This is a genomic window from Alcaligenes sp. DN25, from assembly GCF_023674485.1.
Classification (GTDB): domain Bacteria; phylum Pseudomonadota; class Gammaproteobacteria; order Burkholderiales; family Burkholderiaceae_B; genus Alcaligenes; species Alcaligenes phenolicus.
This window is the reverse complement of the sequence record NZ_CP098408.1, coordinates 122,488-144,039: the sequence shown is the minus strand read 5'-3', so window position 1 is coordinate 144,039 and position 21,552 is coordinate 122,488. Positions and strand designations below refer to the sequence as shown.

23 protein-coding genes and 1 pseudogene are annotated in these 21,552 nt (G+C 57.6%); 11 read left to right on the top strand and 13 right to left on the bottom strand.

Going from position 1 to position 21,552, the window contains the following annotated elements:
* Position 1: 1 nt before the first annotated feature.
* Together modB and modD are read left to right on the top strand one after the other, a co-directional pair.
* A complete protein-coding gene (modB, locus tag NBV64_RS00640) occupies positions 2–655 on the top strand; it encodes a molybdate ABC transporter permease subunit (RefSeq protein ID WP_250756432.1) in 654 nt (217 codons plus the stop codon).
* Positions 652–1,554: a ModD protein gene (modD, locus tag NBV64_RS00635; protein WP_250756430.1), complete on the top strand. Its 903-nt coding sequence runs from the start codon at positions 652–654 to the stop codon at positions 1,552–1,554. The genes modB and modD overlap by 4 nt, the downstream gene beginning before the upstream one ends.
* 247 nt (positions 1,555–1,801) lie before the next feature.
* Here the strand turns inward: modD and NBV64_RS00630 are convergent, their stop codons facing one another.
* Complete coding sequence (locus NBV64_RS00630; RefSeq protein ID WP_250756429.1) at positions 1,802–2,353, bottom strand: LysR substrate-binding domain-containing protein; 552 nt, start codon at positions 2,351–2,353, stop codon at positions 1,802–1,804.
* Between the two features lie 329 nt (positions 2,354–2,682).
* On the opposite strand from NBV64_RS00630, the gene NBV64_RS00625 reads away from it, so the two are divergent.
* On the top strand, positions 2,683–3,690 hold the full coding sequence (locus NBV64_RS00625) for an AraC family transcriptional regulator (RefSeq protein ID WP_250756427.1): 1,008 nt from the start codon (positions 2,683–2,685) through the stop codon (positions 3,688–3,690).
* On the opposite strand, the gene NBV64_RS00620 is transcribed toward NBV64_RS00625, so the two are convergent.
* Positions 3,687–4,199 carry a 2,4'-dihydroxyacetophenone dioxygenase family protein gene (locus NBV64_RS00620; RefSeq protein WP_009461189.1) on the bottom strand — a complete coding sequence of 171 codons (513 nt, stop codon included), beginning with the start codon at positions 4,197–4,199 and terminating at the stop codon, positions 3,687–3,689. The two genes, NBV64_RS00625 and NBV64_RS00620, sit on opposite strands and share 4 nt — an antisense overlap.
* A gap of 432 nt (positions 4,200–4,631) precedes the next feature.
* Here NBV64_RS00620 and msuE point away from each other — a divergent pair, with 432 nt between their 5' ends.
* The 6 genes and pseudogenes from msuE to NBV64_RS00590 all read left to right on the top strand — a co-directional run bounded on the left by msuE (position 4,632) and on the right by NBV64_RS00590 (position 8,371).
* A complete protein-coding gene (gene msuE, locus NBV64_RS00615; protein ID WP_250756426.1) occupies positions 4,632–5,219 on the top strand; it encodes an FMN reductase in 588 nt (195 codons plus the stop codon).
* A complete protein-coding gene (gene ssuD / locus NBV64_RS00610; RefSeq protein WP_021447128.1) occupies positions 5,216–6,376 on the top strand; it encodes an FMNH2-dependent alkanesulfonate monooxygenase in 1,161 nt (386 codons plus the stop codon). Before msuE ends, ssuD begins: the two co-directional genes overlap by 4 nt.
* The gene (locus NBV64_RS00605; RefSeq protein ID WP_250756425.1) at positions 6,373–7,227 is read left to right on the top strand and encodes an amidohydrolase family protein; all 855 of its coding nucleotides are present in this window, start codon (positions 6,373–6,375) and stop codon (positions 7,225–7,227) included. The genes ssuD and NBV64_RS00605 overlap by 4 nt, the downstream gene beginning before the upstream one ends.
* An 84-nt stretch (positions 7,228–7,311) precedes the next feature.
* Positions 7,312–7,602, top strand: a complete 291-nt coding sequence (locus NBV64_RS00600) for a nucleotidyltransferase family protein (protein WP_250756423.1) — start codon at positions 7,312–7,314, stop codon at positions 7,600–7,602.
* Between the two features lie 32 nt (positions 7,603–7,634).
* Positions 7,635–7,820 (top strand): annotated as a pseudogene (locus NBV64_RS00595) (HepT-like ribonuclease domain-containing protein); the annotation flags it as partial.
* Entirely contained in the window at positions 7,814–8,371 is a 558-nt protein-coding gene (locus NBV64_RS00590) for a recombinase family protein (protein WP_009461194.1), read from the top strand. The pseudogene NBV64_RS00595 and the gene NBV64_RS00590, both read left to right, overlap by 7 nt.
* Before the next feature lie 123 nt (positions 8,372–8,494).
* Here the strand turns inward: NBV64_RS00590 and NBV64_RS00585 are convergent, their stop codons facing one another.
* The 10 genes from NBV64_RS00585 to NBV64_RS00540 all read right to left on the bottom strand — a co-directional run bounded on the left by NBV64_RS00585 (position 8,495) and on the right by NBV64_RS00540 (position 19,292).
* A complete protein-coding gene (locus NBV64_RS00585; RefSeq protein ID WP_250756421.1) occupies positions 8,495–9,793 on the bottom strand; it encodes an acyl-CoA dehydrogenase family protein in 1,299 nt (432 codons plus the stop codon).
* 12 nt (positions 9,794–9,805) lie between these two features.
* Positions 9,806–10,651, bottom strand: a complete 846-nt coding sequence (locus NBV64_RS00580; RefSeq protein ID WP_250756420.1) for a MetQ/NlpA family ABC transporter substrate-binding protein — start codon at positions 10,649–10,651, stop codon at positions 9,806–9,808.
* Between the two features lie 71 nt (positions 10,652–10,722).
* Positions 10,723–12,150, bottom strand: a complete 1,428-nt coding sequence (locus tag NBV64_RS00575; protein WP_250756419.1) for an LLM class flavin-dependent oxidoreductase — start codon at positions 12,148–12,150, stop codon at positions 10,723–10,725.
* A gap of 16 nt (positions 12,151–12,166) precedes the next feature.
* Positions 12,167–12,991: a MetQ/NlpA family ABC transporter substrate-binding protein gene (locus NBV64_RS00570; protein ID WP_250756418.1), complete on the bottom strand. Its 825-nt coding sequence runs from the start codon at positions 12,989–12,991 to the stop codon at positions 12,167–12,169.
* Between the two features lie 165 nt (positions 12,992–13,156).
* The gene (locus NBV64_RS00565) at positions 13,157–14,356 is read right to left on the bottom strand and encodes an SfnB family sulfur acquisition oxidoreductase (RefSeq protein WP_250756417.1); all 1,200 of its coding nucleotides are present in this window, start codon (positions 14,354–14,356) and stop codon (positions 13,157–13,159) included.
* Between the two features lie 4 nt (positions 14,357–14,360).
* Entirely contained in the window at positions 14,361–15,626 is a 1,266-nt protein-coding gene (locus tag NBV64_RS00560) for an SfnB family sulfur acquisition oxidoreductase (RefSeq protein WP_250756416.1), read from the bottom strand.
* A 155-nt stretch (positions 15,627–15,781) separates the two neighbouring features.
* The gene (locus NBV64_RS00555) at positions 15,782–16,444 is read right to left on the bottom strand and encodes a methionine ABC transporter permease (protein ID WP_009461203.1); all 663 of its coding nucleotides are present in this window, start codon (positions 16,442–16,444) and stop codon (positions 15,782–15,784) included.
* The gene (locus tag NBV64_RS00550; RefSeq protein ID WP_131071128.1) at positions 16,416–17,621 is read right to left on the bottom strand and encodes a methionine ABC transporter ATP-binding protein; all 1,206 of its coding nucleotides are present in this window, start codon (positions 17,619–17,621) and stop codon (positions 16,416–16,418) included. Before NBV64_RS00550 ends, NBV64_RS00555 begins: the two co-directional genes overlap by 29 nt.
* Before the next feature lies 1 nt (position 17,622).
* On the bottom strand, positions 17,623–18,465 hold the full coding sequence (locus NBV64_RS00545; protein WP_250756414.1) for a MetQ/NlpA family ABC transporter substrate-binding protein: 843 nt from the start codon (positions 18,463–18,465) through the stop codon (positions 17,623–17,625).
* Complete coding sequence (locus NBV64_RS00540) at positions 18,465–19,292, bottom strand: MetQ/NlpA family ABC transporter substrate-binding protein (RefSeq protein ID WP_250756413.1); 828 nt, start codon at positions 19,290–19,292, stop codon at positions 18,465–18,467. Before NBV64_RS00540 ends, NBV64_RS00545 begins: the two co-directional genes overlap by 1 nt.
* Positions 19,293–19,627: 335 nt before the next feature.
* Here NBV64_RS00540 and NBV64_RS00535 point away from each other — a divergent pair, with 335 nt between their 5' ends.
* Together NBV64_RS00535 and NBV64_RS00530 are read left to right on the top strand one after the other, a co-directional pair.
* Positions 19,628–19,891, top strand: a complete 264-nt coding sequence (locus tag NBV64_RS00535) for a type II toxin-antitoxin system RelE family toxin (RefSeq protein WP_035269329.1) — start codon at positions 19,628–19,630, stop codon at positions 19,889–19,891.
* Positions 19,875–20,201: a helix-turn-helix domain-containing protein gene (locus NBV64_RS00530; protein ID WP_250756412.1), complete on the top strand. Its 327-nt coding sequence runs from the start codon at positions 19,875–19,877 to the stop codon at positions 20,199–20,201. The genes NBV64_RS00535 and NBV64_RS00530 overlap by 17 nt, the downstream gene beginning before the upstream one ends.
* Positions 20,202–20,317: 116 nt before the next feature.
* Here NBV64_RS00530 and NBV64_RS00525 read toward each other — a convergent pair whose 3' ends face one another.
* A complete protein-coding gene (locus tag NBV64_RS00525; RefSeq protein WP_035269332.1) occupies positions 20,318–21,508 on the bottom strand; it encodes an acetylornithine transaminase in 1,191 nt (396 codons plus the stop codon).
* Positions 21,509–21,552: the final 44 nt, after the last annotated feature.

The following is a 21,552-nucleotide window of genomic DNA, read 5'->3' as shown; positions in this document are numbered from 1 at the left end:
GATGAGCTGCTCCAGTAGCTCGCTGGGCCTGAGTGTATATGTGCTGACTGCCACCTTGGTGGCCCAATTGGTTCTGGGGGTAACCCTGGCCTGGGTACTGGCCAGAAAGCGCTTCCCAGGCCACGGATTACTCGATTCACTGGTGAGCCTGCCGCTGGTTTTCCCACCGATTGTTATCGGTTACTTGCTGCTGCTTGCCCTGGGCAGGCAGGGCTGGTTGGCCAGTGCCACCGGCTGGTCACCCAATATTGTTTTTCAGCCTGCGGCCTTGCTGATCGCCGCCTTTATCGCCGGGCTGCCATTGATGGTCAAACCCGTGCAAAACAGCATGAACAGCCTGTCGCCACGGCTGCGTGAAGCAGCAGCCACACTGGGCCACGGCACCTGGTCCTACTTCTTCCGGGTGGAATTGCCCTTGCTGCGTCCTGCCTTGGCCACCGGACTGATTCTGTCAGGCGGACGGGCCATGGGAGAAGTGGGCATTTCGCTGATGTTGGGTGGCAATATCGCGGGTCGTACCGAAACCCTGTCTTTATCTATCTACAACGCCGTCCTGGATGGCGACACAGACTGTGCCAATGCGCTGTCCTGCTTGCTGGGGCTGACGGCATTAGCCTGCTTTTGGGCGCTGCGGCGCTACGGGAATCAAAAATGACGGTTTTTTTTGAACAAAGCCAAATCGACCAATGGATTGGCGAGGATGCCTCCTACCTGGATCTGACCAGCCACATGCTGGGACTGCACAACCAGAACACCACACTGCGTTACGTCGTGCGTGACCATATCCGCGTGGCAGGCACTGAGGAGGTGGCCGAGATTGTGCGCTCTTGCGGCGGCCAGACTCAGCACTACACCCCCAGCGGCGTGGCAGCGATGCCCGGCCAGACCATTTTGCTGGCACAAGGCCCCGCCAAAGCCTTGCTGCGCGCCTGGAAGGTCGGCCAGAACCTGCTGGAGTTTGCCTGCGGCATCGCCACCCTGACACATCAAGTCGTGCAAGCCGTGCAAACGGTAAATGCCTCGGTGGCTGTGCTGACCACTCGCAAACATGCGCCTGGGGTACGCAAGCTGGCCTTGAAAGCCACACTATCGGGCGGAGCCATGCCGCATCGGCTGGGACTGGGCGAAACCATTTTGATCTTCCCCCAGCACCGCGCGCTGATGGGTGGCTGGGAGGAGGTGGGCCATGCGATTGCCCGTCACAAATACGCCTTGTGCGAAAAGAAAATCGTGATCGAAGCGACAGATCTGGATGAAGCCTATAGCGCGGCTCAGGCGGGTGCGGACGTGGTGCAGTTCGACAAAATCCCGCCCGAGACCCTGGCACAAATTGTGCCTGCGCTGCGCAAAGCGCATCCCAACGTCACCATTCTGGCAGCGGGCGGGATTCATGCAGGTAACGCAGCCGCCTATGCCGCAACAGGTGTCAATGCCTTGGTGACCAGCAGCCTGCACTACGCGAAACCGGCCGATATTGGAGTGAAGATCAACTTGGCAGAGCCAGCAGAATCGCAAGAGCCGCTTGTTGCCAGCAAACTGGAAGGGCTGGAATAAGGTCACCGGCCGCTCACTGTTTGTCAGCCTGGCCCACTAGGGTGTTAAGCGAAAACAAGGAAGGTGAGCTCCGGCATTAGAGCCAGTCATCAAACGACAGAGTTGCAAAGCACCACCAATAGAAAAACAGATCGCTGAGTCCGCCAACAAATGCGGAAACCAGCACGAACCTTACGCCTGGCATCTGCCCCCTGGCGGCTTGGAAAGCATGCAGCTCCGTGAACACGTTTTCACAAAAAAGGTGGGCTCAGACAGTCTCCTTAGACCCCAAATGCTGCAACAAGCGCTGCATGGGTTTGGATAGGGCGCCCCAGTCCTGATAACACAGGCACAAGGAGCGCTTGGCCCAGGAGTCGCTCAAAGGCCGCGCGACAAAGCCATGGCGACGCCTGTAGCGGCTGCTGGCCACGCCTCGCGGCACAATCCCCAGGCCCACGCAGGGCTCATGCAGAACATCCTGCAAGCTCAATTTGCTGTGTGCCGCCAAAGGGTGAGCCGCAGCCATAATCAGTACCAGATGATCCTTGGCCACCGGCTCCAGCATCAGCCCCGGTGCCTGCACTGCATCCGACACCACACCGGCCTGGGCCAAACCGGCGGCAACCGTACGCACAATATCTGCGCTGGTACGCTCTTTCAGTTCGATATGCAGATTGGGGCACCGTGCCAGCCAGGGAGCCAAGCGCGACGGTAGAAACTCGGTTAAGGCCGCCGTATTCGCATACAGATGCAAAGTCCCCCGCGCTCCAACAGCGAAATCCTGCAATTCGCCTTTCAGCAGAGCATGCTGACGCAGCATCAGCCATTACCACTGTGAAATCCAGCGCGAAGACGGCAAGATGATTGCGACAGTGGAAAGCGCTGTCATGACCTTGAAAGGGGATCGGGCACAGGGGCGATAAAGTTCATGCTGCCAACTTCTTCAAGCCTCAACCACAGCATCAAGAATCAGAATGCTTATTTTAAACTTAAATAAAATAAAAAAACCGGCTATCCCTCTGTAAATAAAGAATATTCTGAAACCAAAAATCCCCGATCAGGGATAGCCCCCATGCCCGCCCAGCCGCGCAACTTTTACACTAGGCACTGGTCACGCGCATCCTTATGCTCTGGAACAAGGGGTTCCCAATGTCGGCAGAAAATGGCTTGGATCTGTCGGTGTTGTACCGTCATCCAGTCTTTCATTCGCACAGCGCCGAGCTGTCTCATCAGCCGCTTAGCCGGGCCATTTCCCGGCATGCCCTGCATTGGGGTCGCGGGCGCATCAACACCAGCCTGTACCGTCGCGATATTGATCAGATCAGCCTGATGCGACTGGGCTACGGTGCCGAAGTGGAAATCCAGGCCGATGCCTTCGGGGACTTCTGTCTGGTGCAAATGCCCTTGCAAGGCACGGCCGAATTCATCAGCGATGGCCATCACAGATTAACCGCCTATCCCGGCGATATTGCGGTGGTATCCCCTCGCCACCATGTGCGCACCTTGTGGCAAGCCGGTTGCGAACAGCTGATCGTGAAGATCCCCTACAGCTTGTTTGATGGCGTGGGCCATCAGACGCTGGCACAAGAGGGCATGACCCGAGGCTGTGTCTACAAGCTAGACCCCTGTATGGGCCCGCAATGGGCCAACCTCATCCAACACCTGCTTCTGCTACCGGCGCAACATGGCGACCGTCCAGCCAACTGGACGCAGCATATTGAAAGCAGCCTGGCTTTATTCCTGCTGTGTCATCCCGCCGACGAACAGGCTGTGCAGGCTCTGGTGGATGAATCCATGGGAGCCGCAGCCCGGGCAGGGCAAATGCGTCTGCTCCAGGCCAGGAACTATGTGCTGGCGCATTTGCACAGCAACATCTCACTAGATGATCTGGCGCAGGCAGCGGGTGTGAGTCCCCGCTTCCTGCATCTGCTGTGCCGTCGTCACTACAAACAGTCCCCCATGAGCTGGGTACGCAATCTGCGTCTGGACGCCGCCCATCAGGTGCTGCAAAGCCGGCCCCGCCCCAACGTCACCGAGGTGGCACTGGCGCATGGTTTTGGGCATCTGGGGCGGTTTTCTGCCTACTACCAGCAACGCTTCAAGGAACTGCCCCATCAAACGGGGCAGACACGGCACACAAGCATCAAACAGTCTTAGATGAACATGGACTTGTTGATGGGCAGATTGTGCTTCTTACAGTAGCTGGTGTAGTGGTCGATCATCCAGAACACATCAATGATTTCCAGGATGTTGTCGTTCTCGTCCAGGAACTCGATGGGCGTGCCCAGGTGGAACAGGGTTTCCATGCCTTCGTCGGACACCAGGGTGTGCGTGCGACCGGGGCTTTCGTGGATGTAATGACCGGCGCGGGCCACCCAATCGTATTCCTCGTAGCGCAGGCTGCCGGACAGAATGTAGCCGGTCACCACAGCGCGGTGGCGATGACGCCCCAAAGAACCACCTTTGTCAGCGCGCATGATGTGCACCGAGGTGTTGTTGCGAATATCAAAGCTCAGGTGACGCAGCCAGATATTGGGGCCGAAAGGAATCCAGGGGGAGGTTTCCTCGGACGTATCGAAGTGGCCTTCAACCAGCGCGTATTCGTCGCGTACCTTGTCGATGCGTTTTTCAATGTCGATATAGGGTGGGGTGCTGTTTTGAGTCATGACTTGTCTCTCTCATAGAAATAAAAGCCGCTGTGTTTCCCACACAGTCGGATGCCAATCCCCCCGGATTGACCTGGTTTCATTCTATGAAGCCATTTGGTGCCGAACTATCCAGCTTTGGCACAACGTAGCGGCGCACTATCCAGTTCTGGCACTCCCGCTCCGATCGCTTTATTTGACCCCGAAAAAGACCGGCGACGAACTCCTGACACAGTTCATGCCCATGCCATTTGGCAGCTCATTTTTTCACATTCAACAATACTGATTTTCATAAGCAAATCAAAAGAGTAAGGACGCTTATCGACCATAAACACATGAGCGAATTGTCTTTCGTGGCAGCGGCGATCAGGCATGTAATACAAGGCATTGACTCGCACAGGTGCCCCCGTTTTCTGGCGGCACCTTGTTCTGATTTCACTGCAAGGAATTGCCATGAGCCGCCCTCTGAAAACCGTTATTGTGAATGGAAGCTTGCACCGTCCCTCCCGCACGCAAGTGCTGCTGGATGCGCTGCGCGACACACTGAACGACCAACTGGCACTGGACGTGCAAAACATCGAGCTGGTCAACCTGCTGCCCGAACTTGGCGCGGCCCTGTCCACCGACGCCTTGCCCGCCCATGCGCATCAGGCCATCACCGCCATTGAGCAGGCCGACTTTCTGATCGTGGGCTCGCCCATCTTTCGCGCGGGCATTCCGGGCTTGCTCAAGCACCTGTTCGATCTGGTCGACATGAATGCCCTGAATGGCACCCCCGTATTGCTGGCCGCCACTGGCGGCAGCCAACGCCATGCCCTGGTCATCGAACATCAGCTACGGCCCCTGTTCAGCTTCTTCCAGGCTCTGACCTTGCCCATCGGGGTCTATGCCACGCCCGAGGAGATTCAGGACGGCGAAGTCACCAGCGCCGCCCTGCAACAGCACATCCAGCGCACCGTTGATCTGGCCGTGCCGGTACTGCACAGTATTCAGACGCGTTTGCCACTGCGAAACTCTATTCTGGAGGCGCAGGCAGCATGAGCCAAATCACCTCCACCACACCCGATATTTTCTGGTTCCTGCCCACCTCGGGCGATACCCGTTATCTGGGCAAATCCGACTTTGGCCGCGCGCCTACCAACGAGTATCTGCGCAGCATTGCCGTCACCAGCGAGAACCTGGGTTATGACGGCTTGCTGATTCCCACCGGCGCCTCCTGCCTGGACCCCTGGGTAGTGGCGGCCAGCCTGGTTCCTGTTACCCAGCGCATCAAGCTGCTGGTGGCACTGCGTACCTCCTTGGGCGCACCCGTTTCCAGCGCACGTCAGGCAGCGTCCTTGGACCAGGCCCTGCATGGCCGTTTGCTGCTGAATGTGGTGCCCGGCGGCGATGCCACCGAACTGGCCGCCGAAGGCGTGTTTCTGGACCACGATGCCCGTTATGAATACGCCCATGAATACCTGACGATCTGGCGTCAATTGCTCTCTGGCGACACCGTGAATTTTCAGGGCAAGCATTTCAAGGTAGAGAATGGCCGCAACTTTTTCCCGCCTGTGCAAAAACCCTATCCGCCCTTGTACTTTGGCGGCTCCTCAGACGCCGCCCATGAACTGGCTGCCGAGCATGTCGATGCCTACCTGACCTGGGGCGAACCACCGGCTGCTGTGGGCAAGAAATTTGAGGACATCCGCCGCCGTGCCGCCGCCCGTGGCCGCAAATTAAGGCTGGGTGTACGCCTGCACGTGATCGTGCGCGAAACCAATGAGGAAGCCTGGGCCGAGGCGGATCGCCTGATCAGCAAATTGACGGACGAGGACATTGCCAAGGCGCAGGCCAATTACGCCAGCATGGACTCGGTAGGCCAGAAACGCATGGCCGCCTTGCACGGTGGCCGTCGCGATCAACTGGAAGTCTCACCCAATCTGTGGGCAGGGGTGGGACTGGTACGGGGCGGGGCAGGCACCGCACTGGTGGGCGACGCCCAAACCGTGGCCCAGCGCTTGCAGGAATACATAGACCTGGGCGCGGACTCCTTCGTGCTATCGGGCTATCCGCATCTGGAAGAATCCATCCGCTTTGCCGAGCTGGTATTTCCACTTCTGGGCAAACGCGCCGTCACCGTCAGTGATCGCGCCCAGACCGGCGGCGCCTTTGACGCGCGCGGTGTTCAAAACCAGCAACTTTCTTCTGCATCATGAGCCAGAAAATAATCGATCTACGCTGCCGACCTGCCTTTCTGCACAAGTTTTTCGGGGCCGAACCTGGTACGCCAGAACATGCCACCGCGCGTTGGCTGAATCGCCGCGTTGGCACTCGTGGCAGCGATACTCACTTTGAAAAGTCACTTAGCCAGGAAGGCTTTCTGGAAGAAGTGCGCCAGGCCGGACTGAGTAAAGCGGTCGTCGTAGGCCGCCACACACCGTCGCAACATTTGCCCAACGACACCATTCATCAGATCGTGCACGGACACGATGAATTGCTGGGCATTGCCGGTATTGATCCGGCTCTGCAAGGCGAGCAGCAAGCCCTGGCCGAGGCAGAACGCGCCATCAAGGAGCTGGGCTTGTCCGGCATTGATATCGAGCCGGGTTTTGGTGTTCCAGCACGTCACCCCGATGACCCGGTTTACTGGCCCGTTTACGAACTGGCGCGCCACCTGAAAGTACCCGTCTTTTTGATGAGTGGCCCCACCACGCCGGACCCGCGCTACAACGACCCGGCCGGGCTGGCCAAAGTGGCCAAAGCCTTCCCGGATCTGCCTTTAGTGGTCTATCACGGCTATTGGCCCAATGTGCAACAGGCCATAGGCCTGGCCTTTCTGCACGAGAACGTGCATCTGGTGCCGGATATGTACATTTTCCAGCCGGGAAACGAGGGCTATGTGCAGGCAGCCAATAGCTTCCTGTCCGAGCAATTGCTGTTTGGTTCGTCCTATACCTTCCGCCCGATTCGCCAGAGTATTGAGGACTTCCAGCAGCTGGGTTTCAAGGATGCAATTCTGGACAAGCTGTTTTATGACAATGCGGCCAGGCTGTTTCAACTCTCGTAATAATTTCGATCTGAGGAACCAGGCCTTGAAATCCCATTCTCGATAACTTACCGTTTTGATGAGTTTTGATAAGAAGGGATGACCATGCGTCCATCTGTTGTGCTCGACATGAACCGAGATGCAGTGCGTGAAGCCGTAAGCCGCTTTCGCACGGCGAATCCACGCGTCTTCGGTTCGGTACTACATGGCACCGACCAGGATGGCAGCGACATTGATTTGCTGGTTGACGCACTGCCTGGTGCGACGCTGTTTGACCTGGGAGGCCTGCAAGACGAGCTGGAATCACTGCTCGGTATTCAAGTCGATTTGCTGACGCCCGGTGACCTACCACCTAAAGTCCGTGCCCAAGTGCTTGCAGAGGCGCAACCAGTATGAGCAAGTACCGTCTTCCGGATTACCTTGACCTCGAGTTCGCTCAGGCTCATGGACAAGTGCCGTGGCGTAATATGCGCGGTATGCGCAACCGCATCGCCCACGGCTACTTCGACGTCAACCTCGATGTCGTGTGGGACACCGTGCAGACAGCACTACCGGAATTGCTTCAACAGTTACTTGCCGTTCGTCAGGATGCAGACGGCGACACGCCATGCTGATAGGCTATGCGCGCGTCTCGACGCAAGATCAGAACCTTGAATTGCAATGCGAAGCTTTGATTCAGGCCGGGTGCCAGAGGGTCTTTGAAGACAAGGTAAGTGGCACGCGAGCAAATAGTCCAGACTTGGTCAAAGCGCTCGAAATGCTGCGCGAGGGCGACACATTGGTGGTCTGGAAGCTGGACCGCTTGGGCCACTCAGTCAAGCAACTTGTCGATCTGGTCAACGAACTGCGCACACAAGGTATCCAGTTCAGAAGCCTCACCGACTCCATCGACACCAGCACGCCGTCTGGTCGGTCCTTCTTCCACGTCATGGCCAGCCTGGCCGAGATGGAGCGCGAACTGACAGTCGAACGTACCCGTACCGGGCTGGAAGTCGCCAAGCAGCTTGGCCGCAAGGGTGGTCGCAAACCCAAGATGAACGACAACAAAATCAAGTCAGCCAAGAAGCTGCTGGCCAGCGGTGTACCACTCAAGGACGTGGCCAAGAACCTGGACGTATCCGTTCCTACGCTTTATCGCTGGGTGCCAGCCTCATCACGCGCTTAGCGTACTATTTTGTCGGTGATTTACCCTGAGAGGCTGCGCGCTCAAGGCTGACAACATAAAGGGCACGATTAATTCATGCCCTTTATGTTTCCAAGAGGCGGCCCCGCCTCTGGCCGCATTAGCTCAACTCCCCTTGGTCCCCACATGCCAGTAGTACACAGGCTCGGCCTCGTTCAGCAAAATATCCCCCACCGACCGAGCCTTGTAGATCACCGGATTGTGCGAGGCCAGGGCTCGCGCATTACGCCAATGTCTATCCAGACGACGGGACTCCTCCAGGGCCGTAGAGCCACCCACATCAAACAGGCGCGTGGCCGCCCGCAAGACGGGCTCCACCACGGCTACTTGCGCCTGTGCAGTGCGTAGCTCCAGAGCGTCCAAAGTTTCGCGGGAGACCTCCACACCCGCCTGCCGCTGATCCGCAATGCTTTGCAAATGAGCCGCCACATCACGTACCGCCAGTTGGGCAATATAGGCCGTGCTGGCCAGCTCTCCCACAATATGCTGCACCAAGGGGTCGTCCTTGGGTAGCGCCGCACTACCATGGCTAAAGACACGCTTGCGCGCCTGCACATAGGCCACTGCATCACGCTGCAAGGCTTGGGCGATACCCGCCAAGGTCGCCAAATGCACCAGCTGGAAATAAGCCACCAACGGTGTGGGTTCCTGACGCGGAAAACGGATGATGGCGCTCTCAGGCACAAGCACATCCGTCAGCACCGTCGTGCCAGATCCCGTCAGCCTTTGGCCAAAGCCATGCCAGTCATCCAGACGCTCCACCCCTTCCTGATCGGTGGCGACCACGGCATGTACCGTTTCATCCTCCTTCTCCGTTCCTGTGCTGCGAGCCACCACCGTGACCCAATCCGCGTACAAGGTGCCCGTGCTGTAGAACTTGCGGCCATTCAGACGCCATTGACCGGCCTGCTCTGGATCGGGCTCCAGCGTGGTTTGCAACTGGCCTACAGCGCCCAAACCAGTCTCGGTCGTGGCATTACCAAAAATCGCCCCTTGGCCTGCCAATGGCAGCCACTGCGCTTGCGTGGCCTCATCCCGATCAATCAACAATCGGTCGATGAAACCGAAATGAGGGCGCAGAATTTGGGCGACGTTTGAGTCGGCCGCGGCCAGGTCCTGAAAAAGCTCAAAGAACACCGAAATGGAGACACCACTGCCACCCCATTGAGGCGGCACACGCAGAGCCGTAAAACCGCTATCTTTCAGCCACAGAATGGGCGCATAGGCCAAGGTACGGGTATGCTCGCGCTCCGCCGCAGTATCGGCAATGCGCTGAAAGAGGGCGCTGAAACGGGCACGCAAGGCGCCCAGATCGGAAGCTCGTGCACTTGCTGGCTCTGCCCTTTCTGGCACAGTCCGGCGTGGCGCAACATCAGAGGAAAAAACGGCAGTGTCAGTAATCATGATGTGCAGCCCTCAAGGAACCTGCGTAATGGAGGCATGACCCGCCGTCTTCCACGGCAAGGCATACAGCTTCTTGTCTCCCGCAAAAGACCTGTCGATCTGCGCGGCCACGGCAGGGGAATTTTGATAAAGATCCACAAACTGGCGTATGCGCGGATCCTCTCTATGGCTGCTTCTAGCCACAAAGCGAATCGCGTAGTACAGATCATCCACCGTGGAATACTGCAAGGCCTTGCTGGCCAGCTCGGACTGCCCGGCGTTCACAAAATGGGCTGGATAGCCTTGGACCAAGGGCAGGTCATCGGCTGCGCGCACCAATTGCGGCCCTTCGACTTCCACAATGCGCAGCTTTCTGGGGTTGGCCGTCACATCATGAATCGAGGCACGTGCCTCCACACCCTCTTTCAGCTGAATCAGGCCAGCCGTCTGCAAAAGCAGCAGGCCGCGCGCCTGATTCACCGGATCACTCGCCACCCCAACAGAAGCGCCTTCGGGCAGCGCATCCAAGGACGAATACTGCTTGGAATACAAGCCAATATTGGGCAATAAACCATAAGCCACACTTTCAATGGCATAGCCGCCTTCCTTGACGGCATTGTCCAGGAAAGCCTGATGCTGGAAGTAATTCAAATCCAGATCCCCGGAGGCCAAGGCCGTATTGGGCGTGGTCCAGTCGGTGAACTCAATCACCTCGACCTCCAGACCCTGTTTCTTGGCCTCCTTGGCTGCCACGGCAACAGAATCGGCCAAAGAGCCGGGCGTGACGCCGATTTTCAATGCAGCAGCAGACACATGGCCCGCTAGGCTCAAAGCTGCCAAGGCAAACACGGCACGAATAGAAAAACGGGCAAACAACATGATCCTGACCTTAAAAAAGGGGTCGTAAAAAATGATCCAACGCAGCAGATACTGGCTCTTTCTCGCCTTAATCAGCTTGCCTGCAAGGCAGAGGTAGCGGCCTCATCCGATCCCGCCTCCGGGGTCGAACCGGGCACCAAATGCCGCCACTGCGCGGCAGGGTGCGTGGCAGATACCCGATCTCCTTGTCCAAACAATTGCTGGCGCAGGGTTCCACCTTCATACGCCGTGCGATAGCGGCCCCGGTTTTGCAGCTCGGGCACGATGTAGCTGGCAAAGTCTTCCCAGGTTTCGGGCACGACGATGCGGGTCAGATTGAAGCCGTCGATCTCGCCTTCATCAATCCAGGTGCTTAGCGCATCCGCCACTTGCTGCGGGTCGCCCACAATGGTTTTGTAGCGGCTACCCAGCGTGAATTGCTCCAGCAGCTTGCGACGCGTCGTCCAGCCTTGTTTCTGGGCTGCGGCCGCTGCAGATTGAATCGCGTTGCTGGGGCCAAAGCGGATGGGTTCATCCAGGTCATACTGGGCAAAGTCCACGCCGGTACTGGCCGCAAAATGCGCCAGGCCGCCCTCGGAACTGGCATGGGCCAGATAGTCGGCATACTTCTCTTTAGCCTCGGCTTCCGTAGCACCCGTAACGACCGCTACACCCGCATAAATCTTCAGGTCCTGCGCTTGCCGTCCCGCATTGACCGCTGCCTGACGCAGCTTGCGGGACGAGTCCCTGGCCGCTTCCGGGTCCCGCGCACCGATGAAAACCCCTTCAGCATGTTGCCCGGCAAACTGCAGCCCCCGCGCCGAAGTGCCTGCCTGGAACAGCAGAGGCGTGCGCTGAGGAGAGGGCGCGCTCATATGAATTGCATTGCTGCGATAAAACGGCCCTTCGTGATGCACGGTATGCACTTTCTCGGGCAGGGCATGGATACGACGCTGCTTGTCGGCAATCAGCGCGCCATCTTCCCAGCTGCCTTCCCACAGCTTGTAAGCCAATTGCAGAAAGTCCTCGGCCCGGTCGTAACGGCTGTCGTGTGCATCCAGACCATCCTGCCCCAAACCCCGCGCCCCGCTATCCACATAGCCAGTCACGATGTTCCAGCCTATGCGGCCATTGCTTAGCTGATCCAGCGTGCTGACATCGCGTGCGAAGGTGTAGGGGTGATGAGCCGCCACTGACGCTGTCAGACCAAAGCCAATATGCTGCGTGACGGCTGCCATGGCCGAGACCAGCAGCCAGGGGTTGTTCACCGGTAGTTGAATACCCTCGCGCAGCGTCAAGTCCACACCTTGCTGGTAAACGTCGTAATAGCCGACCACATCCGCCAGAAAGATGCCGTCGAACAAGCCTTTTTCCAGCGTTTGAGCCAGGTCCGTCCAGTACTTCAGAGTGTGATACTGCGTGGATTGATCACGCGGATGCGTCCACAAACCATGGTGGATGTGGCCGACGCAATTCATGTTGAAAGCGTTGATATGGATGTGTTTCTTGGGCTGCGTCATGGGGCATTCTCCTTGCTTAATGCGGCAACCAGGTCAGGCGATACAGCTTTTTCTCGCCCTGGTAGAACTGATCGATTGCCTCGCGCACCGCAGGCGATGTTTTGTAGACCTCCAGGAACTGGGCAATGCGCGGATCTTCCGTCCTGTCGCTACGGGCCACAAACTGAATCGCCCAGGAGTCGTCCTCGTAACTGGTCAAGGACAAGGCTTTCGTAGCATCAAAGGCGTTGGAGGCCAGGATGAAATACGGAAAGCCCTGAGCCAGATCCACGTCCTGTGTGGCACGTGCCAATTGCGGGCCTTCCACTTCCACAAACTTCAGGTTCTTGGGGTTGGAAACAATGTCATCGGGAGTACCCAGCAAGCCGGTTTCGGGGCGCAGCGTGATCAAACCTGCATGCTGTAACAGACGCAACCCACGGCCTACGTTGACGGCGTCACTGGCAATCGCCACTTTTGCGCCATCGGGCAAATCGGCCAGCGTGGCGTGCTTGAGAGAATACAGGCCCAGGTAAGACAAAATGCCCGGCTGCACGCTGACCAGTTTGAAGCCCTTGTCGCGCACGGCATTGGCCAGGTAATTGCTGTTCTGGTAGTAGTTCAAATCAATATCGCCCGCATCCAGCGCCACATTCGGTGTGGCCCAATCGGTAAATTCGATCACCTGCACATCCACCCCCTGCTTCTTGGCTTCCTGAGCGGCAACGGCCACCGAGTCCGCAAAAATGCCGGGAACAACGCCGATTTTCAATGGCGCAGCGGTCGCTGTGCTGCTCAACAAAACGGCAGTAGAAACCAGGCTAAACGCCGTCAGTTTTTTCAAAATCTTCGAGATAGTCATCAATCAACATCCAGATAAAAGAGAAAGATCTGTGGCCTGGAAAACAGGCCATATCGAAGCGCATATGTGTCTTGCTGGAACGTATTTACTGACATGCTTTGAGCCATACTGCGCAACGCTTCCTCACCCCTGCAGCCATGCCCAAACACAGCTTTCCAGGTGGCATCACAAAGCACCATGGCGCGGCGGGCGCACTCCATTCAGGGCGTAATTGCCAATGGCGTGGTACTTCCAGCGCACCGGGTCATGCAAGGTATGGACTCGGGCGTTACGCCAGTAGCGATCCAGCCCATGCTGGGCCTGCGTAGCGCTGGTGCCTGCCAGTTCAAATAACTTGCTGCCTGCCAGCACACTGGCACTGGTCGCCAAAGCCTTGGCCTGCGCAACGGCAATGGAGGCCTCAGCCACGCTGTCCTCATCCGGTGCTTGCTGGGCGGCGTCCACAAAGCGGGCGGCGCGGGCCAGTAGCGCTTGCGCGGCACGCAAACGCACATGCACATTGCCCACCTCCTGCAGAAGCAAGGGGTCCTGTGCGGCGCTGTCCACGCCAGCGGTAATCCAGGGGCGGCTGTGCTCGCGGATAAAGGGCAAGGTGGCCGCAAAAGCCCCTTGGCCTATGCCCAAATCCAGTGCTGCATGGATGATCTGGGCATAGGGGCCAATGGTGGTCGGACGCTCGAAGGAATCCGTGAACGGCACAACCCATTGCGGCTGCACAGGAACACGCGTGAACTCCACCGACCCACTGCCTGTGACACGTTGGCCAAAGCCGTCCCAATCGTCTGTCAGCGTGACGCCTGCAGCCCCACGCGGTACAAAAACCAGATACAGGCGGCCATCATCAGGCGAAGTCGTCAGCGTGGGAATCCAGTGTGCAAACAGCGAGCCCGTGCAATAGAATTTGCGGCCATCCACAAACCAGCCATCGGGTTCTTTCAGCAACTGCGTGCGACGGACAAAGTCCTTCTTGCCGATCTCTGCCAATGCATTGCCAAAGCGTTTGCCTTGCAGCACTTGATCGTAGAAAAAGGCCTTTTGCTCGTGCGTCGCCCCCACGCGCAACACTTCCAACGCGTAATAGTGGTTTTGCGGGATATGGCCAAAGTTGCCATCGGCCTTGGCAATGCGCTGCACGACACGGGTGAGCACATCGGCGGAAACGCCCGCGCCGCCGTATTCTTTGGGGACCGTAATGCCCCATAAGCCACTTTGACTGAATTGCTCCACCTCTCGATGCGGCAAGATACGGTCGCGATCACGCTCCAGCGCATCCTGGGCAATGGATTGTGCAAACTGCTCGGCGGCTTGCAGCGCTTCGGCCTCGGACTGGATGATGTGTACGGATGTAGAAAGCTGTGTTGTCATGGCCTCAGTTCCATTGGTGATAAGACGGCGAGGCGCCATTGAGCAGGTAATTACCCAGCAAGTGATATTTCCAGCGCACCGGATCATGCAAGGTGTGCACGCGGGCATTGCGCCAGTGGCGGTCCAGGTTATGAGCTGCACGGGTGGACGACGAGCCGGCCAAGGCAAAGAGCTGTTCGCTGGCATTCAGGGCCGCTTCCGTCGTCAGGATTTTGGCCTCGGCAACGGCTACAGAAGCACGGGCGCTGCTGTCTGCATCCACGGGCTTGGCGGCCAATTCATCCAGCAAACGCGCTGCCTCCAGCAAGACTTCCTGAGCAGCATCCACCTCAATCTGCAAGGCCCCGACTTCCTGAATGATATGAGGGTCCTGCGTGGCACTGGCCACACCCGAATCGGTCCAGGGGCGCGCACGATTGCGGACAAATTCCAGTGCATCCTGCAAGGCCCCCTGAGCGATACCGGCATCAATACTGGCTTGAATCAGTTGAGAAATAGGACCCGACAAGGAAGGCTTGTCCGCAAAACGCCAGCTTTCCAGCACATGGTCTTCCTCGACCAGGACCTGCTCGAACACCACACTGCCACTGGCGGTGGTGCGTTGCCCAAAAGCGTTCCAGTCATCAATCACCTGCACGCCGGGCGCATCACGACGCACCCAGACCTGTACGCCACGGCCTTGCTCATCCGCAGCCCGGAAAGGAATCCAATGGGCGAACAAGGCCCCGGTTGAATAAAAGCGTGTGCCGCTAACGCACAAGCGGCCATCCGCTGCCCGAGCAAGATGGGCAGTGATGTCGGTAATCACCGCTGCCTTGCCCTTTTTTTCCGGCCCGCCATTACCTAAACGCGCGCCTTGCAGCACCGCCTTGAACCAACGCTGCTTTTGAGATTCAGTGCCGGTGTCTTGCAGGTTCTGGATCAGCGCGAAATGGTTTTGCGGGATCTGCCCCAGAGAAGGGTCAGCCGCGCTGATGATGGCAAAAACCTGTACCAGCGTTTCATTGGAAACTTCCAGGCCGCCATAGGCTTTGGGAATAGTGATGGCACCCAAGCCGCTGGCGGTATAGCGCTCTATCTCGTCCCAGGGAAGCTGGCGCAGGCGATCGCGCTCGGCAGCAGTTTGGGCAAATTCAGCAGCCAATTGCCGGGCAATGGCGAGGGCTTCGGCCTCGCTGCCAATCACATGAGGCTGTTGGGGGGGCAAGGGCAGACGCTGCTTTGCAGATGCTTCGGGCAAAGCTCCGCCCTGAGTAATCCGATCATTCATACGGCACTCTTTTCAATGACTAAAAACGGTAGGGATAGACGCAGCCTCCAGCACCTGCGTCCCGGCTCAAGACAGAGCGTCCGAGCAAACAAAGAACATCACACTCGTTGCCAAGGCGACGCCACTACGTGCGCCAGCCCTTGGCTGAACTCGGATCAACGTGCGCGCAGCCACTGCACGTAGCGGTCGCCAGCAAACTGCACCACAGTCACTAAAGCAATCAACACGGCAATCACGATCAACATCACCTGCGTATCAAAACGCTGGTAGCCGTAGCGGATCGCCAAGTCACCCAAGCCACCGGCACCGACCGCACCGGCCATGGCAGACGAGCTGATCAAAGCCACGATGGTGATGGTGAAGCCACCCACAATGCCGGGCAGTGCCTCGGGCAAGTAGACGTGGCGCACGATGTCCCACTTCTTGCAGCCCATGGCTTGAGCCGCTTCAATCAGGCCCGAGTCCACCTCGCGCAGGCTGACCTCGGCAATACGGGCAAAGAAAGGCGTGGCGCTGATTGCCAAGGGCACAATGGCCGCCCACACCCCAATCGTGGTGCCTGCCAGCAAGCGCGTGAAAGGAATCAACGCAACCAGCAAAACAATGAAGGGCGTGGCCCGGAAACCATTGACCACGCTACCCACCGCCCGGTTGATCTTGGGCGACTCCCAAAACCCATGGGGGGCCGTCACAATCAAGAGCACTGCCAGCGGAATACCGGCCAGAAAGGCAATGCCCCCAGACACGCCCACCATCATCAACGTGTCCAGAAAAGCCTGCCAATAACGCTCAGCGGGGATACTCAGATTCCACAACATATCCAATGTCCTCAATGTGATGCGCGATGGCCGCCGGGCCTTGCGTCAAAGATGTCAAATCGGGCAGGCTCACATGCCCCTCAATGGCGACCAGCAAACGTCCATGTGCATGGCCCTGAATGCGGTCCACGCCACCATGAACCAGCTGCGGCTGGCCGGGCAGGCTGCGGGCAATGCGCAGCAAATCCGGCTCCCAGCCACCTTCGCCGCTATAGCTCAATTGCAGGATGCGGCTGTACGTGCCAGTTTCAGGAGGCTGCTGTACCAGACGTGCCTGCAAGTCCTCCGGCAGTGTGTGCTGCAAGGGGGCCAGCAGCGCCTTGGTGGCGTCATGCTGCGGTTTGCCAAACACACGCCAGACCTCGCCCAGTTCGGCAATGCGGCCTTTTTCCAGCACCAGCACGCGGTCGGCAATTTCACGGATCACGCTCATCTCGTGCGTAATCAGCACGACGGTAATGCCCAGGCGGCGGTTAATGTCCTTGAGCAAACTCAGAATGGATTGCGTAGTCTCCGGGTCCAGCGCCGAAGTGGCTTCGTCACACAGCAAAATCTCCGGGCCGGTTGCCAAGGCGCGAGCAATGCCCACGCGCTGCTTTTGCCCACCCGACAAACGACTGGGATAGGTATCGGCCTTATCTTGCAAGCCGACCAGTTGCAGCAGTTCCTGAACACGCTGAGCAATGTCTTGTGCCGACACCCCGGCCACCTTCAAGGGCAAAGCCACGTTCTCGTACACCGTTTTGGCAGACAACAAATTGAAGTGCTGAAAAATCATGCCAATGCGGCGACGCAGCTGCACCAGTTCCGATTCATTCAAGCGGGCAATATCCACGCCATCCACCAGTACCTGGCCGCTGCTCGGGCGCTCCAGCCGGTTGATGGTGCGCAGCAAGCTGGATTTACCCGCGCCGCTACGGCCAATAATGCCGAAGATGCTGCCTGGCGCGATGTCCAGATCAATGTCCTGCAAGGCAGGCACGGCACCTGCCGAGGACTGATAGATTTTGGACAGATTACGGAAGGCCACGCTGCCCGCCTTGACGACGCTGGGCTGCTGTTCCAGTTCCGCTTTGACAGACGCACTGGCCTTGTGAACCTCGCGCTGTCCTGCGGCCTGTTCGGCGGTGTCCCGCAGCTCGTCCAAATTACGCCGTAGTGCTGATGTGTATGCCATATCACTTGCTCGCTGTGCTGCTGCCTTGCCAGGGCAAGGTGTACAGATGGGGGTTGTGATCAAAGCGGTCTGCAATCGTGTTGCGTACCGCTTGCGACTGCTGGAACAGCTCCACGAACTGTTTCAGGGCAGGGTCGTTGACGCGGTCTTTACGCGTGACAAAACCCATTGCATAAAAGGTGTCGGCAATGCCGGAATAGACCAAGGCCTTGCCCGCATCCGCCTTGCGGCCAGCGCTGACGAAATAGCTGGGCCAGACGACAGCCAGGTCCACATCCGGCAGGGAATGGATCAGTTGCGGGCCTTCAATTTCCACCAGCTTGAGCTGCTTGGGGTTGTCCACCACATCATTGACCGTGGCTCCGGTATCCAGACCATGACGCAAGGTGATCAGGCCCGCTTTTTGCAGCAGCAACAGGCCACGGCCCTGATTGACCGGATCATTCGGCAAGGACACGGTTGCGCCCTTGGGAACCTGGTCCAGAGACTGATACTTGTTCGAGTACAGGCCAATGTTTTGCAGCAAGCCCAGACCAATCAATTCCAGGTCGTAGCCACGCTCTTTGATGGCATTGTTCAAAAAGGCTTGGTGCTGGAAGAAATTCACATCAATATCGCGGTTGTTGACAGCCTCGTTGGGCAGCGTCCAATCCGTAAATTCCACCAACTGAATATCCAGACCCTGCTTTTTGCCTTCCGGGATCAGCGCTTGCACCGCATCCGAGGTTGCACCGGGAATGGAGCCCACTTTGATCACGGCGGCAGAGCTGCTGAACGGCAGGGCAGCGGCAAACAGAATGCCCAGCGCCCAACGCTGCAGGCGAGAGGAGAAGATCGCAGCCATTATTTCGCCCCTCCTTGTGCATTCAGCCAGGCCAGGGTGTAGAGGCGCTCGTCGTTATTGAATGCCGCACGCGACACGTCACGCACAGACTGCGAGTTTTGATAGATGGAAATGAACTTTTGAATGACAGGATCGTTGGTACGGTCCGCGTTCACCACGAACTGAATGGCAAACTGCGCATCTTCAATACCGGAGTAGGCCAGACCACTGGAAGGATCAAAGGCTTTGGCCGCCACGATGAAATGCGGATAGCCCTGGGCAATATCCACATCCCCCGTAATACGCACCAGTTGCGGGCCTTCTACTTCCACAAAGCTGAGCTTTTTGGGGTTCTCGGCAATGTCATCCAGGCTGCCCAGATAACCGACCTCTGGCTTGAGCTTGATCAGCCCGACTTTTTGCAACAGGAGCAGACCACGCCCCTGGTTCACGGGGTCGTTGGCAATGCCTACCTTACCGCCCTGGGGGACCTGGTCCACCGCCTGATGCTTGAGCGAATACACTCCCACATTGGCCAAAATACCCGTGCCCGCGCTGGCCAGCTTGTAGCCGTTTTTCTCGATGGCGTTCTTCAGGAAAGGCTGATGCTGGAAGTAATTGAGATCAATATCGCCGTTATCCACCGCCACATTGGGCGTGGTCCAGTCGGTGAACTCGATCACCTCGACATTAATGCCTTGGGCCTTGGCATCCTTGGCCGCGGCATTGATGGAATCGGCATAGGCGCCCGGCACCACGCCAATGCGTAAGGAGTCGGCGGCAATGGCCGGAGAAACAGCCAGCACAAGGGCACTAGCTACGATGAGTTTGGACAGTTGCTGGAGCATGGTAAACAGTGCCTCACGGGGTGGGCCTGCGCTTGCAGGCAAATCTTGGAAGCTTCTATTACATCGACTCCATTCCCTTGGCACCACAACAGAACAATCATTTACTTATGCTGGCTAACTGCTGGATGAAATTACTTCAAGTTATTGATATTTATATTATTTTTTAAAATAAACTAAATACTGCCAACGATGGCATTTGTGATATTTCATGCGCGTTTCAAGTTAGCCGTGGGAGTGCAAGAACAGGAGTCAAAAATGGTTTTTTGCCGTCCTCCGCGCAATTTTTCCAAACTTATATCAAGTAACTTAACTTATAATTAACTTATATTTTGTCCATGAACTCGATATTTTGGACACCCAAAGCCGCCAAACAACTGCGCAAGATCGACAGGCAACACCAGGGCGCTATCCGCGACGGTGTCGGCAACTTGGCTGACATGCCCAATTGCTCCGGATCGCAGAACATCAAAGCGCTGACGAATCACCAGTATGGCTATCGCCTGCGCATCGGAAACTATCGCGTCCTGTTTGATTGGGACGTAGAGATAAGAATTATCGACATCCAGGAAGTGAGAAAGCGCGATGAACGCACGTACTAATATTCAGATCATCAATGGCCCGGACGGCAATCCCGCTTTTGTCGTGATTCCCTACCAGGACTACATCGCCAGCCAGACCCAAGACGGCGGGCTGATCCCCCACGCCGTCGTCAGCAGCACGATCGACGGTGCAACACCGGTTCGGGCATGGCGTGAACACCTTGGGCTGACACAGGCAGAGCTGGCCGCTCGTCTGGGTATCAGCCAATCTGCCTATGCACAGCAGGAAAGCAGCGAACGACTGCGAAAAAGCAGCCTGGAGCGCATTGCAGCTGCGCTTGGGATTACACCTGAGCAACTCGACTTCTAAGCCAGGAACGGCAGCTTGCAGGCCCCCTCCAAGCCGCCAGACCCGCAGGGCTACAAAAATTCAAAGACCAAAAAAAATCCGCCCGAAGGCGGATTTCTTTACAGCAAGCTGGCCGCTTAGCCGCGAACCTTGACCAGGATTTCGTCCAGCCAGGCCAACATCAGGTCGATTTCGTCGGCCGTGATGTTCAGAGCTGGCATGAAACGCAGCAGGTTAGGACGTGGCGAGTTCAGCAGCATGCCTTCTGGAGCACGGTCGCGAGCAGCAGCCACGATTTCCGGGCCGTCGTCCTGATCCAGGATCAGAGCACGCAACAGGCCTTCACCACGCTCACCATTCATGCCCCACTTGGCGCTGATGGCCAGCAGGCCTTCGGACAGCTGCTTGGCGCGGGCGTTGACCGAAGCCAGGAAGCCAGGAGCAGCCAGTTCGTCGAACACGGCCACGCCAGCAGCGGTCATCAGGGGGTTACCGTTGTAGGTACCGCCCTGGTCGCCTGGCTGGAAGCAGGACACTTCTTCGCGGGCACACAGTGCCGACAAAGGCACACCACCACCAATGCCTTTACCCAGGGTCATGATGTCAGGACGGATGCCCGAGTGTTCGTAGGCAAACATGGTGCCGGTACGGCCCATGCCGGTTTGCACTTCGTCCACGATCAGCAGCAGCTTGTGCTCGTCAGCCAGAGCGCGCAGGCCCTTCATGAATTCCACGGTCGCAGGAATAACACCAGCCTCGCCCTGTACGGGTTCGAGCATGATGCCCACGGTTTGATCGTCGATCAGCGCGCGCACGGATTCCAGATCGTTCAGTTTGGCTTTAGGAAAGCCGTCGACCTGAGGGGCGAACATGCGATCCCAGCCGGGTTTGCCGGACAGGGACATGGTGGCCAGGGTACGGCCATGGAAAGAGTGCTCAAAAGAAATGATCTTGTAAGCGTTGTTCTTGTTGATCTGACCCCATTTGCGCGCCAGCTTGATGGCGCCTTCGTTGGCTTCGCCACCACTGTTGGCAAAGAACACGCGGTCAAAGCAGGAGTGCTCCACGATGCGCTTGGCCAACTCGATAGAGGGCTCGTTGTAGAACGCAGGCGAGGGGTTGATCAATTTGGACGCTTGTTCGGTGATCGCCTTGATCACGTTGGCAGGGCTGTGGCCCAGCGCGTTCACGGCCCAGCCCTGGACGGTGTCCAGGTATCGCTTGCCGTTGTGATCTTGCAGCCAGGAACCTTCTCCTCGCACAAAGACCAACTCCGGACGCTGGGTAATTTCCATTAATGCACGTACACCGGCCCGATCGAATTCCATAACGGCAAACCTTGATGAAAATGAAAGAAGAAAAAATAAACCAG